This window comes from Pseudomonas sp. AN-1 (assembly GCF_034057115.1).
In the GTDB taxonomy this organism is placed as follows: Bacteria; Pseudomonadota; Gammaproteobacteria; order Pseudomonadales; family Pseudomonadaceae; genus Geopseudomonas.
In genome coordinates this window covers 4,515,890-4,535,612 of record NZ_CP139195.1, presented here as the reverse complement: position 1 = coordinate 4,535,612, position 19,723 = coordinate 4,515,890, and the positions used below count along the sequence as shown (strand labels likewise).

The following is a 19,723-nucleotide window of genomic DNA, read 5'->3' as shown; positions in this document are numbered from 1 at the left end:
TTACCCAGCCTTTACCCACGGCTGACCGCCATTGACCTTGCGCGCCCTAGACTGAGCTCATCCGGCAAGCCAAGCCGCCCACGAGAAGGAAACAGACAATGCGCAAGACCCTGACCGCCCTGCTCCTCGCCGCCGCCCTGCCCACCCTGGCCGTCGCCGGCCCCGGCATGGGCGATGACCACGGCGCCTACCACAAGCGCGGCGACGGCCACCACGGCCACATGCTGCGCGGCCTCGACCTCACTCCCGAACAGCGCCAGAAGGTCGGCGAGGCCATGCGCGAGAACATGCAGACCCAGCGCGAGATCAACCAGCGCTACCTGGACAAGCTGCCGGCCGCCGACAAGGCCGCCATGGCCAAGGAGCAGGAAGCCAGCCGCGCCAAGCAGCAGAAGACCATCCGCGACACCCTGACGCCCGAGCAGCAGAAGAAGTTCGACGAACTGCAGGTCGAGATGGAGAAGCGCCGCGCCGAACGCGCCGAGTTCGAAGCCTGGAAGGCCGAGCGCGACAAGAAGGCCGAGTAATCCCGCACGGGGCGTCCACGCTGGACGCCCCTTCCCTCATTTCCGACCACGGACCCGCGCATGCGCACCCTGTTCTGGCGCATCTTCGCCTCGTTCTGGCTGGCCATCGCCCTGGTGGCCGGCCTGTCGCTGCTGCTCGGCCACGCGCTGAACCAGGACGCCTGGATTTTGGCCCGCCACCCCGGCGTGCGCGACCTGGCCAGCCGCTGGATCGAGCGCTACGAACAGAGGGGCCCGCAGGCGGCGCAGGAGCTCCTCGAGCGCCACAAACACCGCCGGCATGTCGACGTGCAGGTGCTCGACGAAGCCGGCCAGCCGCTGGTGCGCGGCACCTTCCCGCCCCGCGCGGCGGCCTTCGAGGCGCGCCGCGAAGGCCACCGCCTGCCCTGGCGGCGGCTGACCGAGGACCAGACCAGCGCCGCCAGCGGGCAGACCTACCTGTTCATCTACCGCATCCCGCACGCCGAGCTGGCCGGCTGGCAGCGCGACAGCCTGCTGTGGCCGGTCAGCGCGCTGGCCATCGCCGTGGTGGTGCTGACCCTGTTCAGCGCGCTGCTCACCCTGTCGATCACCCGCCCGCTCAACCGCCTGCGCGGCGCGGTGCACGACCTCGGCCAGACCACCTACCAGCAGCACAGCCTGGCGCGCCTGGCCCGGCGGCGCGACGAGCTGGGCACCCTGGCGCGCGACTTCAACCGCATGGGCGCGCGCCTGCAGGACCTGATCGGCAGCCAGCGCCAGCTGCTGCGCGACGTCTCCCACGAGCTGCGCTCGCCACTGGCGCGCCTGCGCATCGCCCTGGCGCTGGCCGAGCGCGCCAGCGACGCCGAGCGCACGCGCCTGTGGCCGCGGCTGGTGCAGGAATGCGACCGCCTGGAGGCGCTGATCAGCGAGATCCTGGTGCTGGCGCGGGTCGACGCCGAGAGCAGCCAGCCGCAGACGGTGGACCTCGCCGCCCTGCTCGGCAAGCTGCGCGAGGATGCGGGCCTGCTGGCGCCGCAGCAGGAGATCCGCCTGGAGATGGAGCCGGGACTGCAGCTGACCGGCTGGCCGGAGCTGCTCGAGCGCGCGCTGGACAACCTGCTGCGCAACGCCCTGCGCTTCAACCCGCCCGACCAGCCGCTGGAAATCGGCGCGCGCCGCGACGGCGAACGCCTGATACTGGAAGTCCGCGACCATGGCCCGGGGGTGGCCGGGGAACACCTCGCGCAACTGGGCGAGCCGTTCTTCCGCGCCCCCGGCCAGACCAGCGCCGGCCACGGCCTGGGCCTGGCCATCGCCCGCCGCGCGGCACAGCGCCATGGCGGCCAGCTGGTGCTGGCCAACCACCCCGGCGGAGGCTTCGTCGCCCGCCTCGAACTACCCCTGGGCGGCGACGGAAAGGTCTGAGTTCCAGGCGGCGACGAACTCCGCCGGCTCCAGCGGCTGCGGCTTGCGCAGCTCGCCCTGCGGCGTGCCCAGATAGAGGAAGCCGAGCAGCTGCTCGTTGCCGGCCAGGCCGAGGCCGGCATGCACGGTGGCGTCGTGGGACAGCTCGCCGGTGCGCCAGATCGCGCCCAGCCCCAGGGCGTGGGCGGCGAGCAGGATACCGTGCGCCGCGCAGCCGGCGGCCAGCAACTGCTCGGACGCCGGCACCTTGGGATGCTCCCTGACGCAGGCGATCACCACCATCAGCAGCGGGGCGCGCAGCGGCATGGCGCGCACCTTGTCGAGCACCGCCGTCGGCACCTGGGCATCGCGCGCCAGTTCGGCGCGGGCGAACAGCTCGCCGAGCGCCTCGCGGGCCTCGCCCTCGATGGTCAGGAAGCGCCACGGCCGCAGCTGGCCGTGATCCGGCGCGCGCAGGGCGGCGCGCAGCAGCAGCTCGCGCTGCTCGGGCGTGGGCGCCGGCTCGCCCAGGCGGGCCACCGAGACACGGTTGAACAGCGCATCGAGCGCATCCATGGACATTCTCCTTGAAGGGTCGGAGCCGGCATTCTAGCCGGGATCTCAGGCCGCGCGGTCGGGCGACAGGTCAGGCTGCAGCGGCGGAGTCAGCGGCGGCAGGCCGTGGGCGGCGCGGGCGGCGTCGCAGCGCGGGTTGTGCTCGCCGTGTTCCCAGGACGCCTCGAACTCGCGGCACGCCGAGGAGCGCTGCTCGTACATGGTGCAGCGCACGCCGCAGCCGACCTCGCCCATCAGGCTGACGCAGCGCGCCGGCTTGCTGGTGGTGCCACGCATGGCGGCGTGGTGGGGACTGATCTGCTCGACCAGCTCGTCCGGAACCAGGCCACCGGCCGACCGGCACTCGCCCCAATAGAAGGACACACGAAAATACGCGCAGCAGGCGCCGCACGTCAGGCAGGGATTGTTTTCGGACATCGGTGCAACACCGCAGGAACCGGCGACTGCCGGCGGGAGCCGCGGATTCTAGCGAGCGCCGAATCGGCCTGAAAAGGCCGTCCGGCAGAAAAATTCGCGGCCGTTTACAGCTCTGGCGGACGAGCGCAGAATGCCGCCCGCCCCGGCCAGTGATACTCCGCCATGACCCTGTCGACCCTACGCATGATCGCCTTCCTTCTGGGCATCTTCCTCATCACGCTGGCCGCCAGCATGGTCATCCCCATCCTCACCCAGCTGACCATGAAGGGCGCCGAGGAGCGGCTCTCCGACTTCGTCTGGCCCGCCCTGATCACCTTCGGCTGCGGCCTGGCCATGGTCCTCCCCGGCCAGCCCAAGCACCTGCAGCTGCGCCCGCGCGACATGTACATGCTGACCACCTCGAGCTGGGTGGTGGTGTGCGGGTTCGCCGCCCTGCCGATGGTGTTCATCCAGCACATCAGCTACACCGACGCCTTCTTCGAGACCATGTCGGGGATCACCACCACCGGCTCGACCATCCTCAGCGGCCTCGACAACGCCTCGCCCGCCCTGCTGATCTGGCGCTCGATGCTGCACTGGCTGGGCGGCATCGGCTTCATCGGCATGGCGGTGGCGGTGCTGCCGCTGCTGCGCGTCGGCGGCATGCGCCTGTTCCAGACCGAGTCCTCCGACTGGTCGGAGAAGGTCATGCCGCGCTCGCACATGGTGGCCAAATACATCCTCGCCATCTACGTCGCCTTCACCGCCCTCGGCTTCTTCGCCTTCTGGTGGGCCGGCATGACGCCGTTCGAGGCGATCAACCACTCCATGGCCTCGATCTCCACAGGCGGCTTCTCCACCTCCGACTCCTCGCTGGCGCACTGGACGCAGCCGGCAGTGCACTGGGTCGCCGTGGTGTTCATGCTGCTCGGCAGCCTGCCGTTCACCCTCTACGTGGCCTTCCTGCGCGGCAACCGCAAGGCGATCGTCCGCGACCATCAGGTGCGCGGCTTCCTCGGCTTCCTGCTGGTCACCTGCCTGGGCTTCGCCACCTGGCTGTGGTTCAACTCCGAGCACGCCTGGCTGGATGCCCTGCGCATCGTCACCGTCAACGTGGTCTCGGTGGTCACCACCACCGGCTTCGCCCTCGGCGACTACACCCTGTGGGGCGGCTTCGCCGTGCTGATGTTCTTCTACCTGACCTTCATCGGCGGCTGCTCCGGCTCCACCGCCGGCGGCCTGAAGATCTTCCGCTTCCAGGTCGCCTACGTGATGCTCAAGGCCAACCTGCAGCAGATGATCCACCCGCGCGCGGTGATCAAGCAGCAGTACAACAACCACCCGATCGACGAGGACATCGTCCGCTCGCTGATCACCCTGTCGTTCTTCTTCACCATCACCATCGGCGTGATCGCCCTCGGCCTCGCCCTGCTCGGCCTCGACTGGGTCACTGCGCTGACCGGCGCCGCCACCGCGGTGTGCAACGTCGGCCCGGGCCTGGGCCCGATCATCGGCCCGGCCGGCAACTTCGCCAGCCTGCCGGACAGCGCCAAGTGGCTGCTGTCGGTCGGCATGCTGCTCGGCCGCCTGGAGATCGTCACCATCCTGGTGGTGCTGACCCCGGCGTTCTGGCGCCACTGAGGCCGGAGCGCAGGACGCACGCCTCCTTTGCGCCCGGCGGGCGGCTCGGCTAATATCCGGCGTCCGCCATGCCCTTGCCCGCATGGCCTGTCCAGCCCGCAGCACCCAGCAGAGGTGCGGGCCCCTGTCAGGGAAGTCCCCGACCCGATGAAGTTCACCATTCTCGGGCGTTCGGTCAACAAGTTGCCGGACCCCCACCTGCGCGAATACCAGTCACGCACCCTGGCTTACCTGGCCGCCGCCGCCAGCATCGCCGCCGGCACCTACAGCCAGTTCTTCGGCTACGACATCCTCTGGCTGGTGCCCTACACCCTGCTCTACCCGCACCTGGCCCACCACCTCAGCCGGCGCTTCAGGCACAGCCATCCCGAGCAGACCGACCAGACCCTGCTGCTGATCGACGCCGCCCATGCCGGCATCGGCATGAGCCTGCTCGGCTACGCACTGGTGCCGAGCCTGATGTTCGCCCTGACCCTGACCTTCACCGCGCTGATCGTCGGCGGCCTGCGCTCGCTGGTCATCGCCGTGCTCGCCGCGCTGATCGGCGCGGTGCTCTCGGGCGTGGCCATCGGCCCGGAACTCAAGCTGGACACCCCGCCGCTGGTGGCCGGGGTCAGCATCCTGTTCACCCTCCTCTATGTCTGCATCGCCGCCTTCCTCGTCCACGAGCAGGGCCAGCGCCTGGCCCAGGCGCGCGAGGAGATCAAGAAGGAACAGGAGAAGGCCGCGGGGCTGGCGCGCAACCTGGCCAAGTACCTGTCGCCGCAGGTGTGGGAATCGATCTTCAGCGGCAAGAAGAGCGTGCGCCTGGAGACCCAGCGCAAGAAGCTCACCGTGTTCTTCTCCGACATCAAGGGCTTCACCGAGCTGTCCGAGGAACTCGAGGCCGAGGCACTGACCGACCTGCTCAACACCTACCTCAACGAGATGTCGAAGATCGCCCTCAAGTACGGCGGCACCATCGACAAGTTCATCGGCGACGCGGTGATGGTGTTCTTCGGCGACCCCACCACCCAGGGCGCCAAGAAGGACGCCGTGGCCGCGGTGTCCATGGCCATCGCCATGCGCAAGCACATGAAGGTGCTGCGCCAGCAGTGGCGCAGCCAGGGCATCACCAAGCCGCTGGAGATCCGCATGGGCATCAACACCGGCTACTGCACCGTGGGCAACTTCGGCGCCGACACGCGCATGGACTACACCATCATCGGCCGCGAGGTGAACCTCGCCAGCCGCCTGGAAAGCGCCTCCGAGTCCGGCGAGATCCTCATCTCCCACGAGACCTACTCGATGATCAAGGACGTGATCATGTGCCGCGACAAGGGCCAGATCAGCGTCAAGGGCTTCTCCCGCCCGGTGCAGATCTACCAGGTGGTCGACTTCCGCCGCGACCTCGGCGCCAGCTCCAGCTACCTGGAGCACGAGCTGCCCGGCTTCTCCATGTACCTGGACACCAACAGCATCCAGAACTACGACAAGGAGCGGGTCATCCTCGCCCTGCAGCAGGCCGCCGAGAAGCTGCGCGACAAGGTCATCTTCTGATCGACGCGCGCCTGCGCCATACTGCGCGCATGCCTGCCCCACTCCCCCTGCCCGCCTGCTGCAGCGCCCCGGTCACCGACTGGGTGCTGCCGCAGGCGCTGCCCGGCCTGCACCTGCACAGCTGCCGCTTCGACCCGGCGCAGCTCGCCGCGGACGACTTCGCCCGCTGCGCCCTCGCCGCGCCGGCCGGCATCGCCAGCGCCGCGCGCAAGCGCCAGAGCGAGTTCCTCGCCGGCCGCCTGTGCGCCGCCAGCGCCCTGCAGGCCCTCAGCGGCCAGCCCAGCTACCCCGCCCGCGGCGCCGACAACGCGCCCTGCTGGCCGGTCGGCGTCACCGGCAGCATCACCCACAGCCACGGCTGGGCCGCCGCCCTGGTCGGCGCCCGGAGCGCCTGGCGCGGCCTCGGCCTGGACGCCGAGCGCCTGCTGGGCAGCGACCGCGCCGAGCGCCTGGCCGGCGAGATCCTCACCGCCGACGAACTGGCGCACTTCCGCCGCCTGCCCGAGGCCGAGCGCGGCCTGCACCTGACCCTGTGCTTCTCGCTCAAGGAAAGCCTGTTCAAGGCCCTCTACCCGCTGGTCGGCCGGCGCTTCTGGTTCCACGCCGCCGCGCTGGTCGAGCAGGACGGCGACGGCCGGGTGCGCCTGCAGCTGCGCGAGGACCTGGACGGCGAATGGCGCCAGGGACGCTGCCTGGATGGCCAGTTCGCCGTCCGCGAAGAGCGCCTGCTGAGCCTGGTGGCGGTCGCCGCCGACTGAGGCGCATCGCACAATCGGGGCATTTTTCCAAGCCTGCCCACATACTAGATATTGTGTTAATTTGCGCGCCCTTCGCCACCTGAGCCGGCCTGCAGGACGGTCCACGGCAGGCGACGAACGGCGCAGAGACAGCACTGCCGCGGCCTGCACCGCAGGGCCTGGAGAAGCGCACAACAGCCCCACAGCTTATCCACAGCACTATCCACAGCTGCGATTTGCACCCTCGTAACGAGCGCACTATGCTGTGCCGCAGGCACACGAAGGACACTACATCTAGTGTCCTTTGGCTTTTTCAGGCACCACCAGGCGCCAGCTCTTTGACCCTCGTCACAGCCGCAGTGAGACAAAACCGCAGCCGCCCGGACGGCCGCTCTGCTAGCCTCACTGCCGCGCGCCGGATCGACGCCCCAAGGGGCGCTGGCAGACGAAGACGAAACACAAGATGTAGTAGTTGCAACAGCCTGCAGACAGACCGGCGCACCGCTCTGTCGCAGCCGGAACAGAGTCATTAACTGACGCTCGCCCCGTGCCGCCTGCCCGCCTGCCCACCGTGGTGTTGCGGCAGGTCGACCCGCCAAGGCGCACCGCGCGAGCGTCCGGTCCGAAACCCAAACTGCGGAGTCCCCGATGCACACCGACACCACTCGCGAGAACGCCCAGGCCGACGCCGGCCAGGATCTGGCCGCCACCGCTCCCGGCCAGCTGCGCGTGATCAAGCGCAACGGCACCGTCGTGCCCTACACCGACGACAAGATCACCGTTGCCATCACCAAGGCCTTCCTCGCGGTGGAGGGCAGCTCCGCTGCCACCTCGTCGCGCATCCACGACACCGTGGCGCGTCTGACCGAGCAGGTCAGCGCCACCTTCAAGCGCCGCATGCCGTCCGGCGGCACCATCCACATCGAGGAGATCCAGGACCAGGTCGAACTGGCCCTGATGCGCGCCGGCGAGCACAAGGTCGCCCGCGACTACGTGATCTACCGCGAAGCCCGCGCCCAGGAGCGCAAGCGCGCCGCCGCGACCAGCGAAGTGGCCCAGCCGCACCCGAGCATCCGCGTCACCCTGGCCAACGGCGAGAAGACCCCGCTGGATCTGGGCCGCCTGCAGACCATCATCGCCGAGGCCTGCGAAGGCCTGGCCGAGGTCGATGGCGCGCTGATCCAGCGCGAGACCCTGAAGAACCTCTACGACGGCGTGTCCGAGAAGGACGTCAACACCGCCCTGGTGATGACCGCGCGCACCCTGGTCGAGCGCGAGCCGAACTACAGCTACGTCACCGCCCGCCTGCTGATGGACACCCTGCGCGCCGAAGCCCTCGGCTTCCTCGGCATCGCCGAGCGCGCCACCCACCACGAGATGGCCGACTTCTACGCCAAGGCGCTGGCCGTCTACGTCGACAAGGGCATCGAGTTCGAGCTGCTCGATCCCAAGCTGCGCGAGTTCGACCTGGCCAAGCTGGGCGCCGCGCTGGATCACGAGCGCGACCAGCAGTTCACCTACCTCGGCCTGCAGACCCTCTACGACCGCTACTTCCTGCACAAGAACGACATCCGCTTCGAGCTGCCGCAGGTGTTCTTCATGCGCGTCGCCATGGGCCTGGCCATCGAGGAGCAGGACCGCGAGGCGCGCGCCATCGAGTTCTACAACCTGCTGTCGTCGTTCGACTACATGGCCTCGACCCCGACCCTGTTCAACGCCGGCACCCTGCGTCCGCAGCTGTCCAGCTGCTACCTGACCACCGTTCCGGACGACCTGTCGGGCATCTACAACGCCATCCACGACAACGCCATGCTGTCAAAGTTCGCCGGCGGTCTGGGCAACGACTGGACCCCGGTGCGCGCGCTGGGCTCCTACATCAAGGGCACCAACGGCAAGAGCCAGGGCGTCGTGCCCTTCCTCAAGGTGGTCAACGACACCGCCGTGGCGGTCAACCAGGGCGGCAAGCGCAAGGGCGCGGTGTGCGCCTACCTGGAAACCTGGCACCTGGACATCGAGGAATTCCTCGAGCTGCGCAAGAACACCGGTGACGACCGTCGCCGCACCCACGACATGAACACCGCGAACTGGATTCCCGACCTGTTCATGAAGCGCGTGTTCGAGGACGGCGACTGGACCCTGTTCTCCCCGTCCGACGTGCCGGACCTGCACGACCTGACCGGCCGCGCCTTCGAGGAGCGCTACGAGTACTACGAAGCCCTGACCCAGTACGGCAAGCTCAAGCTGCACAAGACCATCAAGGCCAAGGACCTGTGGCGCAAGATGCTGTCGATGCTGTTCGAGACCGGCCACCCGTGGCTGACCTTCAAGGACCCGTGCAACCTGCGCAGCCCGCAGCAGCACGTCGGTGTCGTGCACAGCTCCAACCTGTGCACCGAGATCACCCTCAACACCAACGCCGACGAGATCGCGGTGTGCAACCTGGGTTCGATCAACCTGGTCAACCACATCGTCGATGGCAAGCTGGACACCGCCAAACTCGAGCGCACCGTGAAGACCGCCGTGCGCATGCTGGATAACGTCATCGACATCAACTACTACAGCGTGCCGCAGGCGCAGAACGCCAACTTCAAGCACCGCCCGGTGGGCCTGGGCATCATGGGCTTCCAGGACGCCCTGTACCTGCAGCACATCGCCTACGGTTCCGAAGACGCCATCGCCTTCGCCGACCAGTCGATGGAAGCCATCAGCTACTTCGCCATCCAGGCCTCCTGTGACCTGGCCGACGAGCGCGGCGCCTACTCGACCTTCGACGGCTCGCTGTGGAGCCAGGGCATCCTGCCGATCGACTCGCTGGACATCCTCGCCGAGCAGCGTGGCGCCAAGTACATCGAGGTCGACCGCTCCAGCACCCTGGACTGGGCGCCGATCCGCGCCCGCGTGCAGAAGGGCATGCGCAACTCCAACATCATGGCCATCGCGCCGACCGCGACCATCTCCAACATCGTTGGCGTGTCGCAGTCGATCGAGCCGACCTACCAGAACCTCTACGTGAAGTCGAACCTGTCCGGCGAGTTCACCGTGATCAACCCCTACCTGGTCCACGACCTCAAGGCCCGCGGCCTGTGGGACCCGGTGATGGTCAACGACCTCAAGTACTACGACGGCTCCGTGCAGCAGATCGAACGCATCCCGGCCGACCTCAAGGCGATGTACGCCACCGCCTTCGAAGTCGAGACCAAGTGGATCGTCGAGGCCGCCAGCCGCCGTCAGAAGTGGATCGACCAGGCCCAGTCGCTGAACCTGTACATCGCCGGCGCCTCGGGCAAGAAGCTCGACGTGACCTACCGCATGGCCTGGTTCCGCGGCCTGAAGACCACCTACTACCTCCGCGCGCTGGCCGCCACCAGCACCGAGAAGTCGACCATCACCACCGGCAAGCTCAACGCCGTGTCCGCAGGTGTGGACGAAAGCCTGCCGGCCGCCGAGCCGAAGCCGGCTCCAGTGCCGCAGGCGTGCAGCATCGACAACCCGGATTGCGAAGCCTGCCAGTAAGCCGCACGCCCCTCTCCCGCCGGGAGAGGGGCTACCGAACACCTTCGACCGGCCTGCCCCGGTCCCCCAATCAGGAGCAAGCACCATGCTGAGCTGGGATGAATTCGATACCGAGGAAACCGTAGCCGCCAAGCCGGCCGCTGCCGCCAGCGAGAGCGCTGCGCCGATGACCCTCGACAAGCTGGACAGCGCCGGCGACGCCTTCGCCCACGACGCCCGCGCCGTCACCGCCGACGACTCCGCCGCCGTGGCCCGCGCCAAGGCCGCGCTCAACGAGCTGGACATCCGCGAAGGCCTGGAAGACCTCGAAGGCGCCGCCGCCCGCGTGCGCGTCGACGAGAAGCGCATGATCAACTGCCGCGCCGACCTCAACCAGCTCGTGCCGTTCAAGTACGACTGGGCCTGGCAGAAGTACCTCGACGGCTGCGCCAACCACTGGATGCCGCAAGAGGTCAACATGAACGCGGACATCGCCCTGTGGAAGAGCCAGGACGGCCTCACCGAGGACGAGCGGCGCATCGTCATGCGCAACCTCGGCTTCTTCTCCACCGCCGACTCGCTGGTCGCCAACAACCTGGCGCTGGCCGTGTACCGCCTGATCACCAACCCCGAGTGCCGCCAGTACATCCTGCGCCAGGCCTTCGAGGAAGCGATCCACACCCACGCCTACCAGTACTGCATCGAGTCGCTGGGCATGGACGAGGGCGAGATCTTCAACATGTACCACGAGATCCCGAGCGTCGCGAAGAAGGCGTCCTGGGGCCTCAAGTACACCCGCTCGATCTCCGACCCGCAGTTCAACACCGGCACCGTCGAGACCGACAAGCAGTTCCTCAAGAACCTGATCGCCTACTACTGCGTGCTGGAAGGCATCTTCTTCTACTGCGGCTTCACCCAGATCCTCTCCATGGGCCGCCGCAACAAGATGACCGGCACCGCCGAGCAGTTCCAGTACATCCTGCGCGACGAATCCATGCATCTGAACTTCGGCATCGACATGATCAACCAGATCAAGATCGAGAACCCGCACCTGTGGGACGCCGAGATGAAGGACGAGGCGACCCAGATGATCCTGCAGGGCACCCAGCTGGAGATCGAATACGCCCGCGACACCATGCCCCGCGGCGTGCTGGGCATGAACGCGGCGATGATGGAGGACTACCTCAAGTTCATCGCCAACCGCCGCCTGACCCAGATCGGCCTGCCGGAACAGTACCCGGGCACCACCAACCCGTTCCCGTGGATGAGCGAGATCATGGACCTGAAGAAGGAGAAGAACTTCTTCGAGACTCGCGTGACCGAGTATCAGACGGGTGGGGCGTTGGCCTGGGATTGATTCCCAAGAAAGAAAAGCCGCTGTCTGAGGGGTCAGCCTGGAAACTCCCCCTCAGACAGCGTTCACCCTCGGTGAGACGAGGGATGGGCGCGGATTCTATAGAATTTCTGCGTGCGAAGCTCGGCTGCTCGGAAAAATTCCGACGTTCTGCGCCTCCGTCCGTCTTCCTTCTCACCGTTTCCAACCTGCCTATACGGAGCTAATCCCATGGCAAACGGCAAGAAGCCCGGTGAAAACACCGGTAATAAAGGCGGTATTTTTCAAGAGCATGGCCCTCGAGGTGGTGCGAAAGACAATTTCGCAACAGTGGCTGACAACAAGGCTCTCCCACCAACGAGTCGACCCGGAAATGTTTGGGTTCCGGTAAAAACGACTCCCGACAGCTCTCGAAAATAAGGATTCCCCATGACAGCGTTCAACGCAGGTGACTTGGTCAAATTGAAGTCCGGTGGCCCCAGAATGACAGTGGAGCAAGTTGGCCAGAATGCCATGACAGGAGAAAACTCTGTGTGGTGTGTCTGGTTTGAGACTGTAGGTAACCGCCAGACGGTGAAGCGAGAGGTTTTCCTTCCTCTTGTTTTGGAAAAAACTCAGAAACTTGCTGTCTGACTCTGATCGCTCCCACGCTCCGCGCTCGTCGTTATACACAAGTTCAGTCACCATCTTAGGTTTTCCGAGGGAGTACAGGGATGTCATCCGCGAGCTGGGCTGAGGAAGAGATGCGCACGGCAAACCTGGGCGATGAGCGATTGAATGCGCGTGTCGCCAAGCTGCTGGAGCAGTTGGGTGCAGATCCACGCAACAGCATTCCTACCGCTTGCCGGAGCTGGGCGGAGACGATGGCGGCCTACCGTTTCTTCGATAACGAGAAGGCCACTTTCGAAACAGTTTTGGCCCCCCATCGGGATGCCACCTTGCAGCGCATGGAGTGCTGCCCCGTGGTGCTGTTAGCCCAGGACACGACCGAGCTAGACAAGTGGGTGAATCTGGGCCCCAAGGGAGTGGGCACCATCAAGGAGAGGCAGAAGCATCCCCGCCGACTCCATCCGACCGTGGCATTCACACCGGAGCGGGTTTGTCTGGGCGTGGTGGCGGCCGAGTGGTGGCAGCGTGATGAGCCAAGCCCACGCAAGGAGCGGCGCGGAAAAGGAGTGGACGAGAAGGAAAGTCGACGCTGGATCGACAGCTACCAGAGCAGTTGTGCGCTACAGGGGCAGCTCCCGCAAAGCCAGGTCGTCAATCTCGCCGACGCCGAAGGTGATCTGTACGAGTGGTTCGTCGAGTATGAAGACGTCGCTGCGACGACACGGGCGCAATGGATTGTGCGCGCAGCACAGGATCGCCGCGTGCTGGGCGGTGCTGCCGACAAGCTGTGGGCCTCTGTGGCGGCGACGCCAAGCCTGGGGCAAGTCGAGGTTGAGGTACGGGCGCGCCCGAAACGTCCCGCCCGCCTGGCGCAGGTCACTCTGCGCTCTGCCAGTCTCACGCTGCAACCACCGTCCCGCGTCGGGCATCGCTTGCCTGAGGTCATGATCAATGCCGTCCTGGCTTGCGAGGAGCACCCGCCGGAGGGCGTCGAGCCGTTGGAGTGGTTGCTGCTGACAAGCCTGCCGGTGGAAGGCCTGGCCCAAGCCGTTACAGTCGTCGAATGGTATGCCGTGCGCTGGTGTATCGAGGTTTACTTCCACGTTCTGAAGAATGGTTGCCAGATCAATCGACTGCAGCTGGAGACCGAAGAGCGACTACTGCCCTGCATCGGGCTTTACCTGGTCGTGACATGGCGGGTGCTGTACAGCCTGATGTTGGGGCGAAGCTGTCCAGGTCTGAGCTGCGAGCTGGTGTTCGAGGCTCGGGAGTGGCGGGCCGCCTACATGGTGGCCAAGCGTTGCATGCCGCCACAGACTCCCCCCTCGCTGGGTGAGGTCGTGATGCTGATAGCCAGCCTGGGCGGCTATTTGGGGCGCAAGCACGATGGGCCACCCGGGCCCAAGGCAATGTGGACCGGGCTGCAGCGGTTGCGGGACTTTGTCATCGCTTTTGAGGCCCGCGACGCGCTCACCGGGACTTGTGTATAACGACGAGCGCTCCGCGTGGGAGCGCATCCCTCGACGCTCCGCGTCCACCTCGAAGTCCTGCGCACAACCGCAGCCCCGTAGCGACGCGGAGCGTCGCCGGCTAGGCTCCCACGCAGAGCGTGGGAGCCATCAGCCAAGTACCACGCCAGCCCCACTAACCGATTCACGGACGAATCCCATGGGCCGCAGCCGCTACGTCATTACCGATCCCGCGCAACCGCACTTCCTCACCTGCACGGTGATGGAGTGGCTACCACTGTTCAGCCGCCCCGCCCTGGTCGACATCCTGCTCGACTGCTGGCGTTACCAGCAGGCACATCAGGGGCTGCGACTGTATGGCTACGTGGTGATGGAAAACCACCTGCACTATCTGGCGCAGGCTCCCGACTTGGGCCGATGTGTCAGCAGCTTCAAGTCCTACACGGCCCGCCGGATACTCGACGACCTACAGCAACGCGGTGCGGAGTCGGTCCTGCAGCGGCTGAGTTTCAGCAAGCGAGCGCACAAGCAGGATCGGGAATACCAGCTCTGGCAGGAGGGCAGCCATGCCGAGCTGGTCTGCAGCGAGGACGTCATGCGCCAGAAGCTGGATTACATCCACCAGAATCCGCTGCGGCGCGGTTATGTGGATCGGCCCGAGCACTGGCGCTACTCCAGTGCCCGTGACTATCAGGGACAGACTGGACTGATCGGTATCGACCGTTGGATCTGAGCTGACGCGGAGCATTGAGGGATGCGTTCCCACGCAAGAGCGTGGGAACTATCAGGACTGCCGCAATCAATGCGGAAAACAGCAGCGGCACGAAAATCTCAACCTCTTGGCTGAGCACCCCGCCGCCTTCGTGGATCGGCAGCGGCACTCAGCAAATCCCCCCTCCGAGGCGATTCAGGCCGTTACCTGGCGGCGCGTCTACCATCAACACAAGCCCGCCAGCCACGACCTGAACCTGCGAAGGTACGCCATGAGCCAGAAGATCGACCTGACGATCCAGCACGACTACCTGAATCCCTTTGCCTCGCCAGACAACCCCAGACTGTGCCCCGAACTGGCGGACTACCTGTCGGACAGCGCCTGGTATCACTCCGAACTGGAGCTGAAAATCAGCTGCCCGCAAGACGAGCGCGAGCGCCTGCAGCAGGCCATCGGCAATACCTTTACGGAAAAGAGCGAACAGCTCAGAGGCAATATCAGAGCCCAGCGGCTGGGCGGGGTGGTGCTGGCAGGGCTGGCGATCACCCTGGTGCTGGCGGCCACGGCGCTGGGCGTCGAGGGCACCATCCCCGTGGGGGTAGTCACCGTCACCGCGTGGATGATGATCTGGCGCACCTCGGAGATATTCCTGCTGGATATCCGCAACGGCCGACGGGAGCTGCGCAAGTACCAGCGCATCATCAACGCGCCCAAACACTTCGTCTGAGGCCATGCGCTTGCAGGACTCCGATCGTTACCACGCTCCGCGTGGGAATGCAGCCCTCGACACTCCGCGTTCACCCGCAGCGCCGCATGCTCCAGCGAAGTAGCCTGCACCTCGCTTGGTGGAAAATCGCTGCGCGAGTTTTCCACGGGGTGGCCATCCACCCTACGCCGGGCGATGCGGCGGCGAAAAGCGCCCCTACCTGGCTTGGAAAGCCTCAGTGCTTCACACAGGCAAACAGCGCATTCCCGGAACTGCCGTCCCAAGGAATCAGCTTCTGGTAATCATGCTCGAACACATGCACCTCGAAGTACGGCTCCAGCAGCGCCTGCAGCTCGTCGAAGTTCACCGCGACCATCGGGTGTTCGTCGTGCCAGACCTGGGTCTCGTCCGCCACGCGGCGTTCGATGCGCAGCCGCAGCGACTGGCGCTCGCCCTCGCCGGGGTAGTTCCAGCCGGAGCTGAAGTTGAACAGGCCGTCGGCATGCTGGGCGCTGTGGCTCACGCAGGAGGCGTTGTCGATCCGGCGCTTGTCGACCGCGTTGAAGCAGAACAGCCCGTCGCTGGCCAGCGCGCGGTGCGCGGTGGCGATGCAGGCCTGCAGGCGGTCGAGGCCGCCGCTGTAGTGGATCGAGTAGAGGAAGCAGGTGATCAGGTCCTGCGGCTCGTCCGCGGTGAAGGCGCACATGTCCTGGCGGGAGAACTGCGCCTCCGGGCAGCGCAGGGCGGCGCGGTCGAGCATCGGCTGGTTGATGTCGAGGCCGCTGCTGGCGTAGCCGGCGTCGATGAAGTGGCGGACATGCGGTCCGGTGCCGCAGGCCAGGTCGAGATGCCGGCGCCCGCCATTGCCGAACAGCTGCTGCAGCCGGTGCACGCAGTGGCTCTGCGCCGGGTAGTTGATATCGGCGCACATCAGGTCGTAATAACCGGACAGGTCGTTGTAGAGGGTATTGCCGGCCATGATGGTCTGATGTTCCAGGCGGAGCGTGGGGGCGCGCATCATAGCCCAAGCCGGGGATGGGGGCATGAAAAGCACGCCCGGCGGCGGGGCAGCCGCAGGGCAGACAACGGCGCAGGGCGGGGTGACGGGGAGCTGCCGCGCGCTCGGTCGGCGCCGCCCGGTGGAGGATCGCTGCGCGAGTCCTCCACCCTACGGAATCGGCCTGCCGCTCAGACGCAGTTGCCGGCGCAGCCGCCGCGGGCGCAGGCCGGGGGCTCGGGGTTCTTCAGGGCGCGGCTGCTGACCACGCCGGAGGCGCCGAGCAGCTTGGTCACCGGGGCGTCGTCTGGGATCGAGGCATCTTCCGCCAGGCTGCAGGCGGCGCGCAGTTCGCCCCAGGTCTTCGGGCTCAGGGCCATGGGGTGCTGGACTTCGTACACCTGGCCGTTGGCTTCGCAGCGGTAGTCGTAGGTCGGCATGGGGAATCCTCTCGCGGTGGTTGCGGGTGGCGATACTCTACCCGTTCCTATCGCCACGGAAAGAGGCCACGCGGCAGCGCGGCATGGCGCAGTTCGCAGGTTGCGCCATGGAACCCCGGCACGCCGGGCCGGTCAGTCTGTTACCGTGATGCGGCTCACCCGCAACGCCCCAGCGCAAGGAACTTGCCCATGATCGTTCGCCACCCCGCCCTGTTCGCCCTCGCCATCGGCTTGCCGCTGGCGGCCTGCGCCGCTACGCCCGAGGCACTCAAGCCGTTCCCGGCCGCCGCCGCGGGTTACCAGCGCCACGTGATCGACCTGCCGGCCCAGCCGGACGAGGCTGACTACAAGGTGGAGCTGATCGCCGGCAAGACCATGGAGGTGGACTGCAACCAGCGCCGCCTGGGCGGCCAGTGGCAGGAGAAGACGGTGGAAGGCTGGGGCTACGGCTACTACGAGCTGGAGAAGGTCGGCCCGGCGTTCGGCACCCTGATGGCCTGCCCGGACGACAGCCGCAAGCAGGCCTTCGTGCCGGTCGGTGGCGAGCCGATGCTGGTGCGCTACAACAGCAGGCTACCGCTGGTGATCTACGCCCCCGCCGACGTGGAGGTGCGCTACCGCATCTGGTCGGCCGGCAAGGACAGCAGGCCTGCGTTGCAGCAGTAGAGGGAATCCCCCCTAGCCCCCCTTTTGCAAAGGGGGGGATGGCTCGGTGGTGGACTGGAGAATGGTGTTCTGTGCCTGAACACCTGGAGCCCATACAGACCTACGCCCTCTTTGCCAATGCAGAGATGGTTCGGCAGCGTGTTGGCGAATGGCGTTCTGTGCCTGAACATCAGGAATCGCACCGCTCCACTCCCCCCTTTGCAAAAGGGGGGCCGGGGGGGATTCCGCCGCTGCGGGTGACGCCCCCGACCATCAGACCTCGCACCGTCCCACTCCCCCCTTTGCAAAAGGGGGGGCCGGGGGGATTCCGCCGCTGCGGGTGACGCCCCCGACCATCAGACCTCGCACCGTCCCACTCCCCCCTTTGCAAAAGGGGGGCCGGGGGGGATTCCCAGCACCTCCCGAATCACCTCCAGCACCCCCTCCAGCTCCCGCAGCACCTGCCGGTTGTCGAAGCGGATCACCCGCAGCCCCAGCGCCTCCAGCGTTCGGGTGCGCTGGCGGTCGTATTCGATGGCCTCCGGCGCATGGTGCTGGGAACCGTCCAGCTCGATGACCAGTTGCGCCGCGGCACAGTAGAAATCGACGATGTAGCCAGCCAGCGGTTTCTGCCGGTAGAACTGCAGACCGCCCAGCTGCTTGCGGCGCAGGCAGGCCCACAGGCGCCGCTCGGCGTCGGTCATGTCGTTGCGCAGCTGGCGCGAAAGCGGTTTCAGACGACGATCATAGGGCAGCATGATGGGACGCCTCCTTGCGTGCCTGCCGTGGGGCGCTCGGCGCCTTGTCAGCCCTGCCTCAGCGCCACCAGCGCGAAGCCGCAGACGATGCCGGCCAGGGCGATCAGCCAGCCGATCCGGTAGCCACGGTTCTTGTTCGCCTGGCGAACGGGGTCCACGGGTTTCTTCTTTCTCACAAGTCCACCTGTCTCTCGATCCGATCTGGGCGCCCGGCCGGCAGCCGGCCCGCGCGAGGCCGTCTTTGTAGGGGCCGCGAGCGCGCTTGTCCAGCCCGACGCGCCGGGCTGCATTATGATTGCCCGCCCCACTCTGCACAGGAACGCGCTCATGGCCAGATGGCTGGTGAAAACCGAACCCTCCGAATGCGGCATCGACGACTTCGCCCGCGCGCCGCAGACGCCGATCCGCTGGGACGGGGTGCGCAACTACCAGGCGCGCAACTTCCTCAGGGCCATGGCCGAGGGCGACGAGGTGTTCGTCTACCACGCGAGCTGCAAGGACATCGGCATCGCCGGCGTGGTACGGGTGGCGCGCACGGCCTACGTCGACCCGACCCAGTTCGATCCGCAGTCGCCCTACTTCGACGCCAAAAGCACGCCGGACAAGCCGCGCTGGGATGCGGTGGACATGGTGTTCGGGCGCAAGCTGGCGCGGCTGATCTCCCTCGACCGCCTCAAGGCCCTGCCCGGCCTGGAGAACCTGCCGCTGGTGCAGCGCGGCAGCCGGCTGTCGGTGATGCCGATCGGCGAGGAGGAATGGCGGATCATTCTGGGCGAGCGGCAGTAGGCGGGACGGACCCGCCTGGCAGGAGCACAGGCAGAATCAGGAAGGCAGACAGCACAAGGGGGAGCCCATGGGCTCCCCCTTCGAATCGGTCATGCTTTGTTCTTGTTGTGCTGACGGGCTTGTTGTTGTTTTTGGCAACCCGCCCGGCCGGAGGCCGGTGGTAGTCCCAAGTCGGGACCGCAAGAACAAACGTATTCCTTTGGACGCTGATGTTGCCGCTACCCTTGCGGGTCCTACCGGTGCTGGCCGCTGCCTCGGGGCAGTTTTATCGTTCTCGGTCCGGTCGGGGGGAGATCCCTGACGGGCAACTCCTCTCCAAAAGAATCTGTTTGTTGCGCCTCCACCCTGTTGTTCTTGTTGTTATGGAGTCGTTACGTCTTGTTTTTGTTGTGTTGGTTCAGCGTTGTTGTTTTTGTTGTGCCAGAGATAAAGCAGGTGCCGTGCCAACTCTTGAAATCCCTTTAAAATCAATGACTTATCCATTTAAGGCGCACCCGCGGGGCTGCCGGTGACGGCCAATCGGTTACCCGCCGACCCAGATGGCGTTACACCGGCACCGGTGCGGTAACACCCGCGCCCCACCTTCCCCAGCCGCGTCCGTGGCCGGCTCGCTACATCAGCGCGTCGATCAGCACCGCGTTGCTATAGATCAGGCTGCCGTCGCTGGCGCGATGGCCGACCAGGTGGAACTGGCCGCGCTGGTCCTCCTTGCGCAGGTAGACGCGCAGCTGGCAGTCGGACAGCGGCCCGCATTCCGGTGGGGTGACCAGCTCCAGGGTGCCGAGGTCGACGTCCAGCAGCTCCTCGGCTGCGCCGCTGCGCTGCAGGCGCTCTTCGGCCTGCTCGAGCTTCACGCGCTGGTCGCCGCCGATGTAGAAGTGGATCAGCCCCATGGGCACGGATTTCTCGGCGGGACTGGGCTTACACCAGCTCTCGATCTCGAAACTGCTCATCGCGGTTCCTCCCCTGTGGTGTGGAAGTCCGCCCTTGAG

At 66.4% G+C, this 19,723-nt stretch carries 19 protein-coding genes; 13 read left to right on the top strand and 6 right to left on the bottom strand.

The window, feature by feature from the left end; genetic code table 11:
• Positions 1–98: 98 nt before the first annotated feature.
• Together SK095_RS21305 and SK095_RS21300 are read left to right on the top strand one after the other, a co-directional pair.
• Positions 99–527, top strand: a complete 429-nt coding sequence (locus tag SK095_RS21305; protein WP_136490813.1) for a Spy/CpxP family protein refolding chaperone — start codon at positions 99–101, stop codon at positions 525–527.
• A 60-nt stretch (positions 528–587) separates the two neighbouring features.
• Complete coding sequence (locus SK095_RS21300; protein WP_136490812.1) at positions 588–1,916, top strand: sensor histidine kinase; 1,329 nt, start codon at positions 588–590, stop codon at positions 1,914–1,916.
• Here SK095_RS21300 and SK095_RS21295 read toward each other — a convergent pair.
• The gene (locus SK095_RS21295) at positions 1,887–2,471 is read right to left on the bottom strand and encodes a nitroreductase family protein (protein ID WP_136490811.1); all 585 of its coding nucleotides are present in this window, start codon (positions 2,469–2,471) and stop codon (positions 1,887–1,889) included. The two genes, SK095_RS21300 and SK095_RS21295, sit on opposite strands and share 30 nt — an antisense overlap.
• 45 nt (positions 2,472–2,516) lie before the next feature.
• Positions 2,517–2,888: a YkgJ family cysteine cluster protein gene (locus SK095_RS21290; RefSeq protein ID WP_136490810.1), complete on the bottom strand. Its 372-nt coding sequence runs from the start codon at positions 2,886–2,888 to the stop codon at positions 2,517–2,519.
• A gap of 162 nt (positions 2,889–3,050) precedes the next feature.
• On the opposite strand from SK095_RS21290, the gene SK095_RS21285 reads away from it, so the two are divergent.
• From SK095_RS21285 to SK095_RS21245, 9 genes are all read left to right on the top strand, one after another.
• Entirely contained in the window at positions 3,051–4,508 is a 1,458-nt protein-coding gene (locus SK095_RS21285; RefSeq protein WP_136490809.1) for a TrkH family potassium uptake protein, read from the top strand.
• Between the two features lie 147 nt (positions 4,509–4,655).
• Positions 4,656–6,047 carry an adenylate/guanylate cyclase domain-containing protein gene (locus SK095_RS21280; protein WP_136490808.1) on the top strand — a complete coding sequence of 464 codons (1,392 nt, stop codon included), beginning with the start codon at positions 4,656–4,658 and terminating at the stop codon, positions 6,045–6,047.
• Positions 6,048–6,076: 29 nt separating this feature from the next.
• Positions 6,077–6,805, top strand: coding sequence for a 4'-phosphopantetheinyl transferase family protein (locus SK095_RS21275; RefSeq protein WP_320547438.1), 729 nt, complete (start codon positions 6,077–6,079; stop codon positions 6,803–6,805).
• A gap of 627 nt (positions 6,806–7,432) precedes the next feature.
• Positions 7,433–10,297: a ribonucleoside-diphosphate reductase subunit alpha gene (locus SK095_RS21270; RefSeq protein ID WP_320547437.1), complete on the top strand. Its 2,865-nt coding sequence runs from the start codon at positions 7,433–7,435 to the stop codon at positions 10,295–10,297.
• Between the two features lie 85 nt (positions 10,298–10,382).
• Entirely contained in the window at positions 10,383–11,633 is a 1,251-nt protein-coding gene (locus SK095_RS21265) for a ribonucleotide-diphosphate reductase subunit beta (protein WP_136489187.1), read from the top strand.
• 405 nt (positions 11,634–12,038) lie between these two features.
• On the top strand, positions 12,039–12,242 hold the full coding sequence (locus SK095_RS21260) for a YodC family protein (RefSeq protein ID WP_320547436.1): 204 nt from the start codon (positions 12,039–12,041) through the stop codon (positions 12,240–12,242).
• An 80-nt stretch (positions 12,243–12,322) separates the two neighbouring features.
• A complete protein-coding gene (locus tag SK095_RS21255; protein WP_320546382.1) occupies positions 12,323–13,708 on the top strand; it encodes an IS4 family transposase in 1,386 nt (461 codons plus the stop codon).
• A 178-nt stretch (positions 13,709–13,886) separates the two neighbouring features.
• Entirely contained in the window at positions 13,887–14,420 is a 534-nt protein-coding gene (locus tag SK095_RS21250; protein ID WP_320547435.1) for an REP-associated tyrosine transposase, read from the top strand.
• A 250-nt stretch (positions 14,421–14,670) separates the two neighbouring features.
• A complete protein-coding gene (locus SK095_RS21245; RefSeq protein WP_320547434.1) occupies positions 14,671–15,126 on the top strand; it encodes a hypothetical protein in 456 nt (151 codons plus the stop codon).
• Between the two features lie 214 nt (positions 15,127–15,340).
• On the opposite strand, the gene SK095_RS21240 is transcribed toward SK095_RS21245, so the two are convergent.
• Both SK095_RS21240 and SK095_RS21235 read right to left on the bottom strand, forming a co-directional pair.
• The gene (locus tag SK095_RS21240; RefSeq protein WP_320547433.1) at positions 15,341–16,084 is read right to left on the bottom strand and encodes a class I SAM-dependent methyltransferase; all 744 of its coding nucleotides are present in this window, start codon (positions 16,082–16,084) and stop codon (positions 15,341–15,343) included.
• A 209-nt stretch (positions 16,085–16,293) separates the two neighbouring features.
• Positions 16,294–16,542: a zinc ribbon domain-containing protein gene (locus SK095_RS21235; RefSeq protein ID WP_136489190.1), complete on the bottom strand. Its 249-nt coding sequence runs from the start codon at positions 16,540–16,542 to the stop codon at positions 16,294–16,296.
• A 189-nt stretch (positions 16,543–16,731) separates the two neighbouring features.
• Between SK095_RS21235 and eco the strand changes: the two genes are divergently transcribed.
• Positions 16,732–17,208: a serine protease inhibitor ecotin gene (gene eco, locus SK095_RS21230; RefSeq protein ID WP_320547432.1), complete on the top strand. Its 477-nt coding sequence runs from the start codon at positions 16,732–16,734 to the stop codon at positions 17,206–17,208.
• A gap of 335 nt (positions 17,209–17,543) precedes the next feature.
• Here the strand turns inward: eco and SK095_RS21225 are convergent, their stop codons facing one another.
• A complete protein-coding gene (locus tag SK095_RS21225; RefSeq protein ID WP_320547431.1) occupies positions 17,544–17,945 on the bottom strand; it encodes an endonuclease domain-containing protein in 402 nt (133 codons plus the stop codon).
• A gap of 327 nt (positions 17,946–18,272) precedes the next feature.
• Between SK095_RS21225 and SK095_RS21220 the strand changes: the two genes are divergently transcribed.
• Positions 18,273–18,731 carry an EVE domain-containing protein gene (locus tag SK095_RS21220; RefSeq protein ID WP_320547430.1) on the top strand — a complete coding sequence of 153 codons (459 nt, stop codon included), beginning with the start codon at positions 18,273–18,275 and terminating at the stop codon, positions 18,729–18,731.
• Positions 18,732–19,342: 611 nt separating this feature from the next.
• On the opposite strand, the gene SK095_RS21215 is transcribed toward SK095_RS21220, so the two are convergent.
• A complete protein-coding gene (locus SK095_RS21215; RefSeq protein WP_320547429.1) occupies positions 19,343–19,684 on the bottom strand; it encodes a hypothetical protein in 342 nt (113 codons plus the stop codon).
• Between the last annotated feature and the right edge of the window lie 39 nt (positions 19,685–19,723).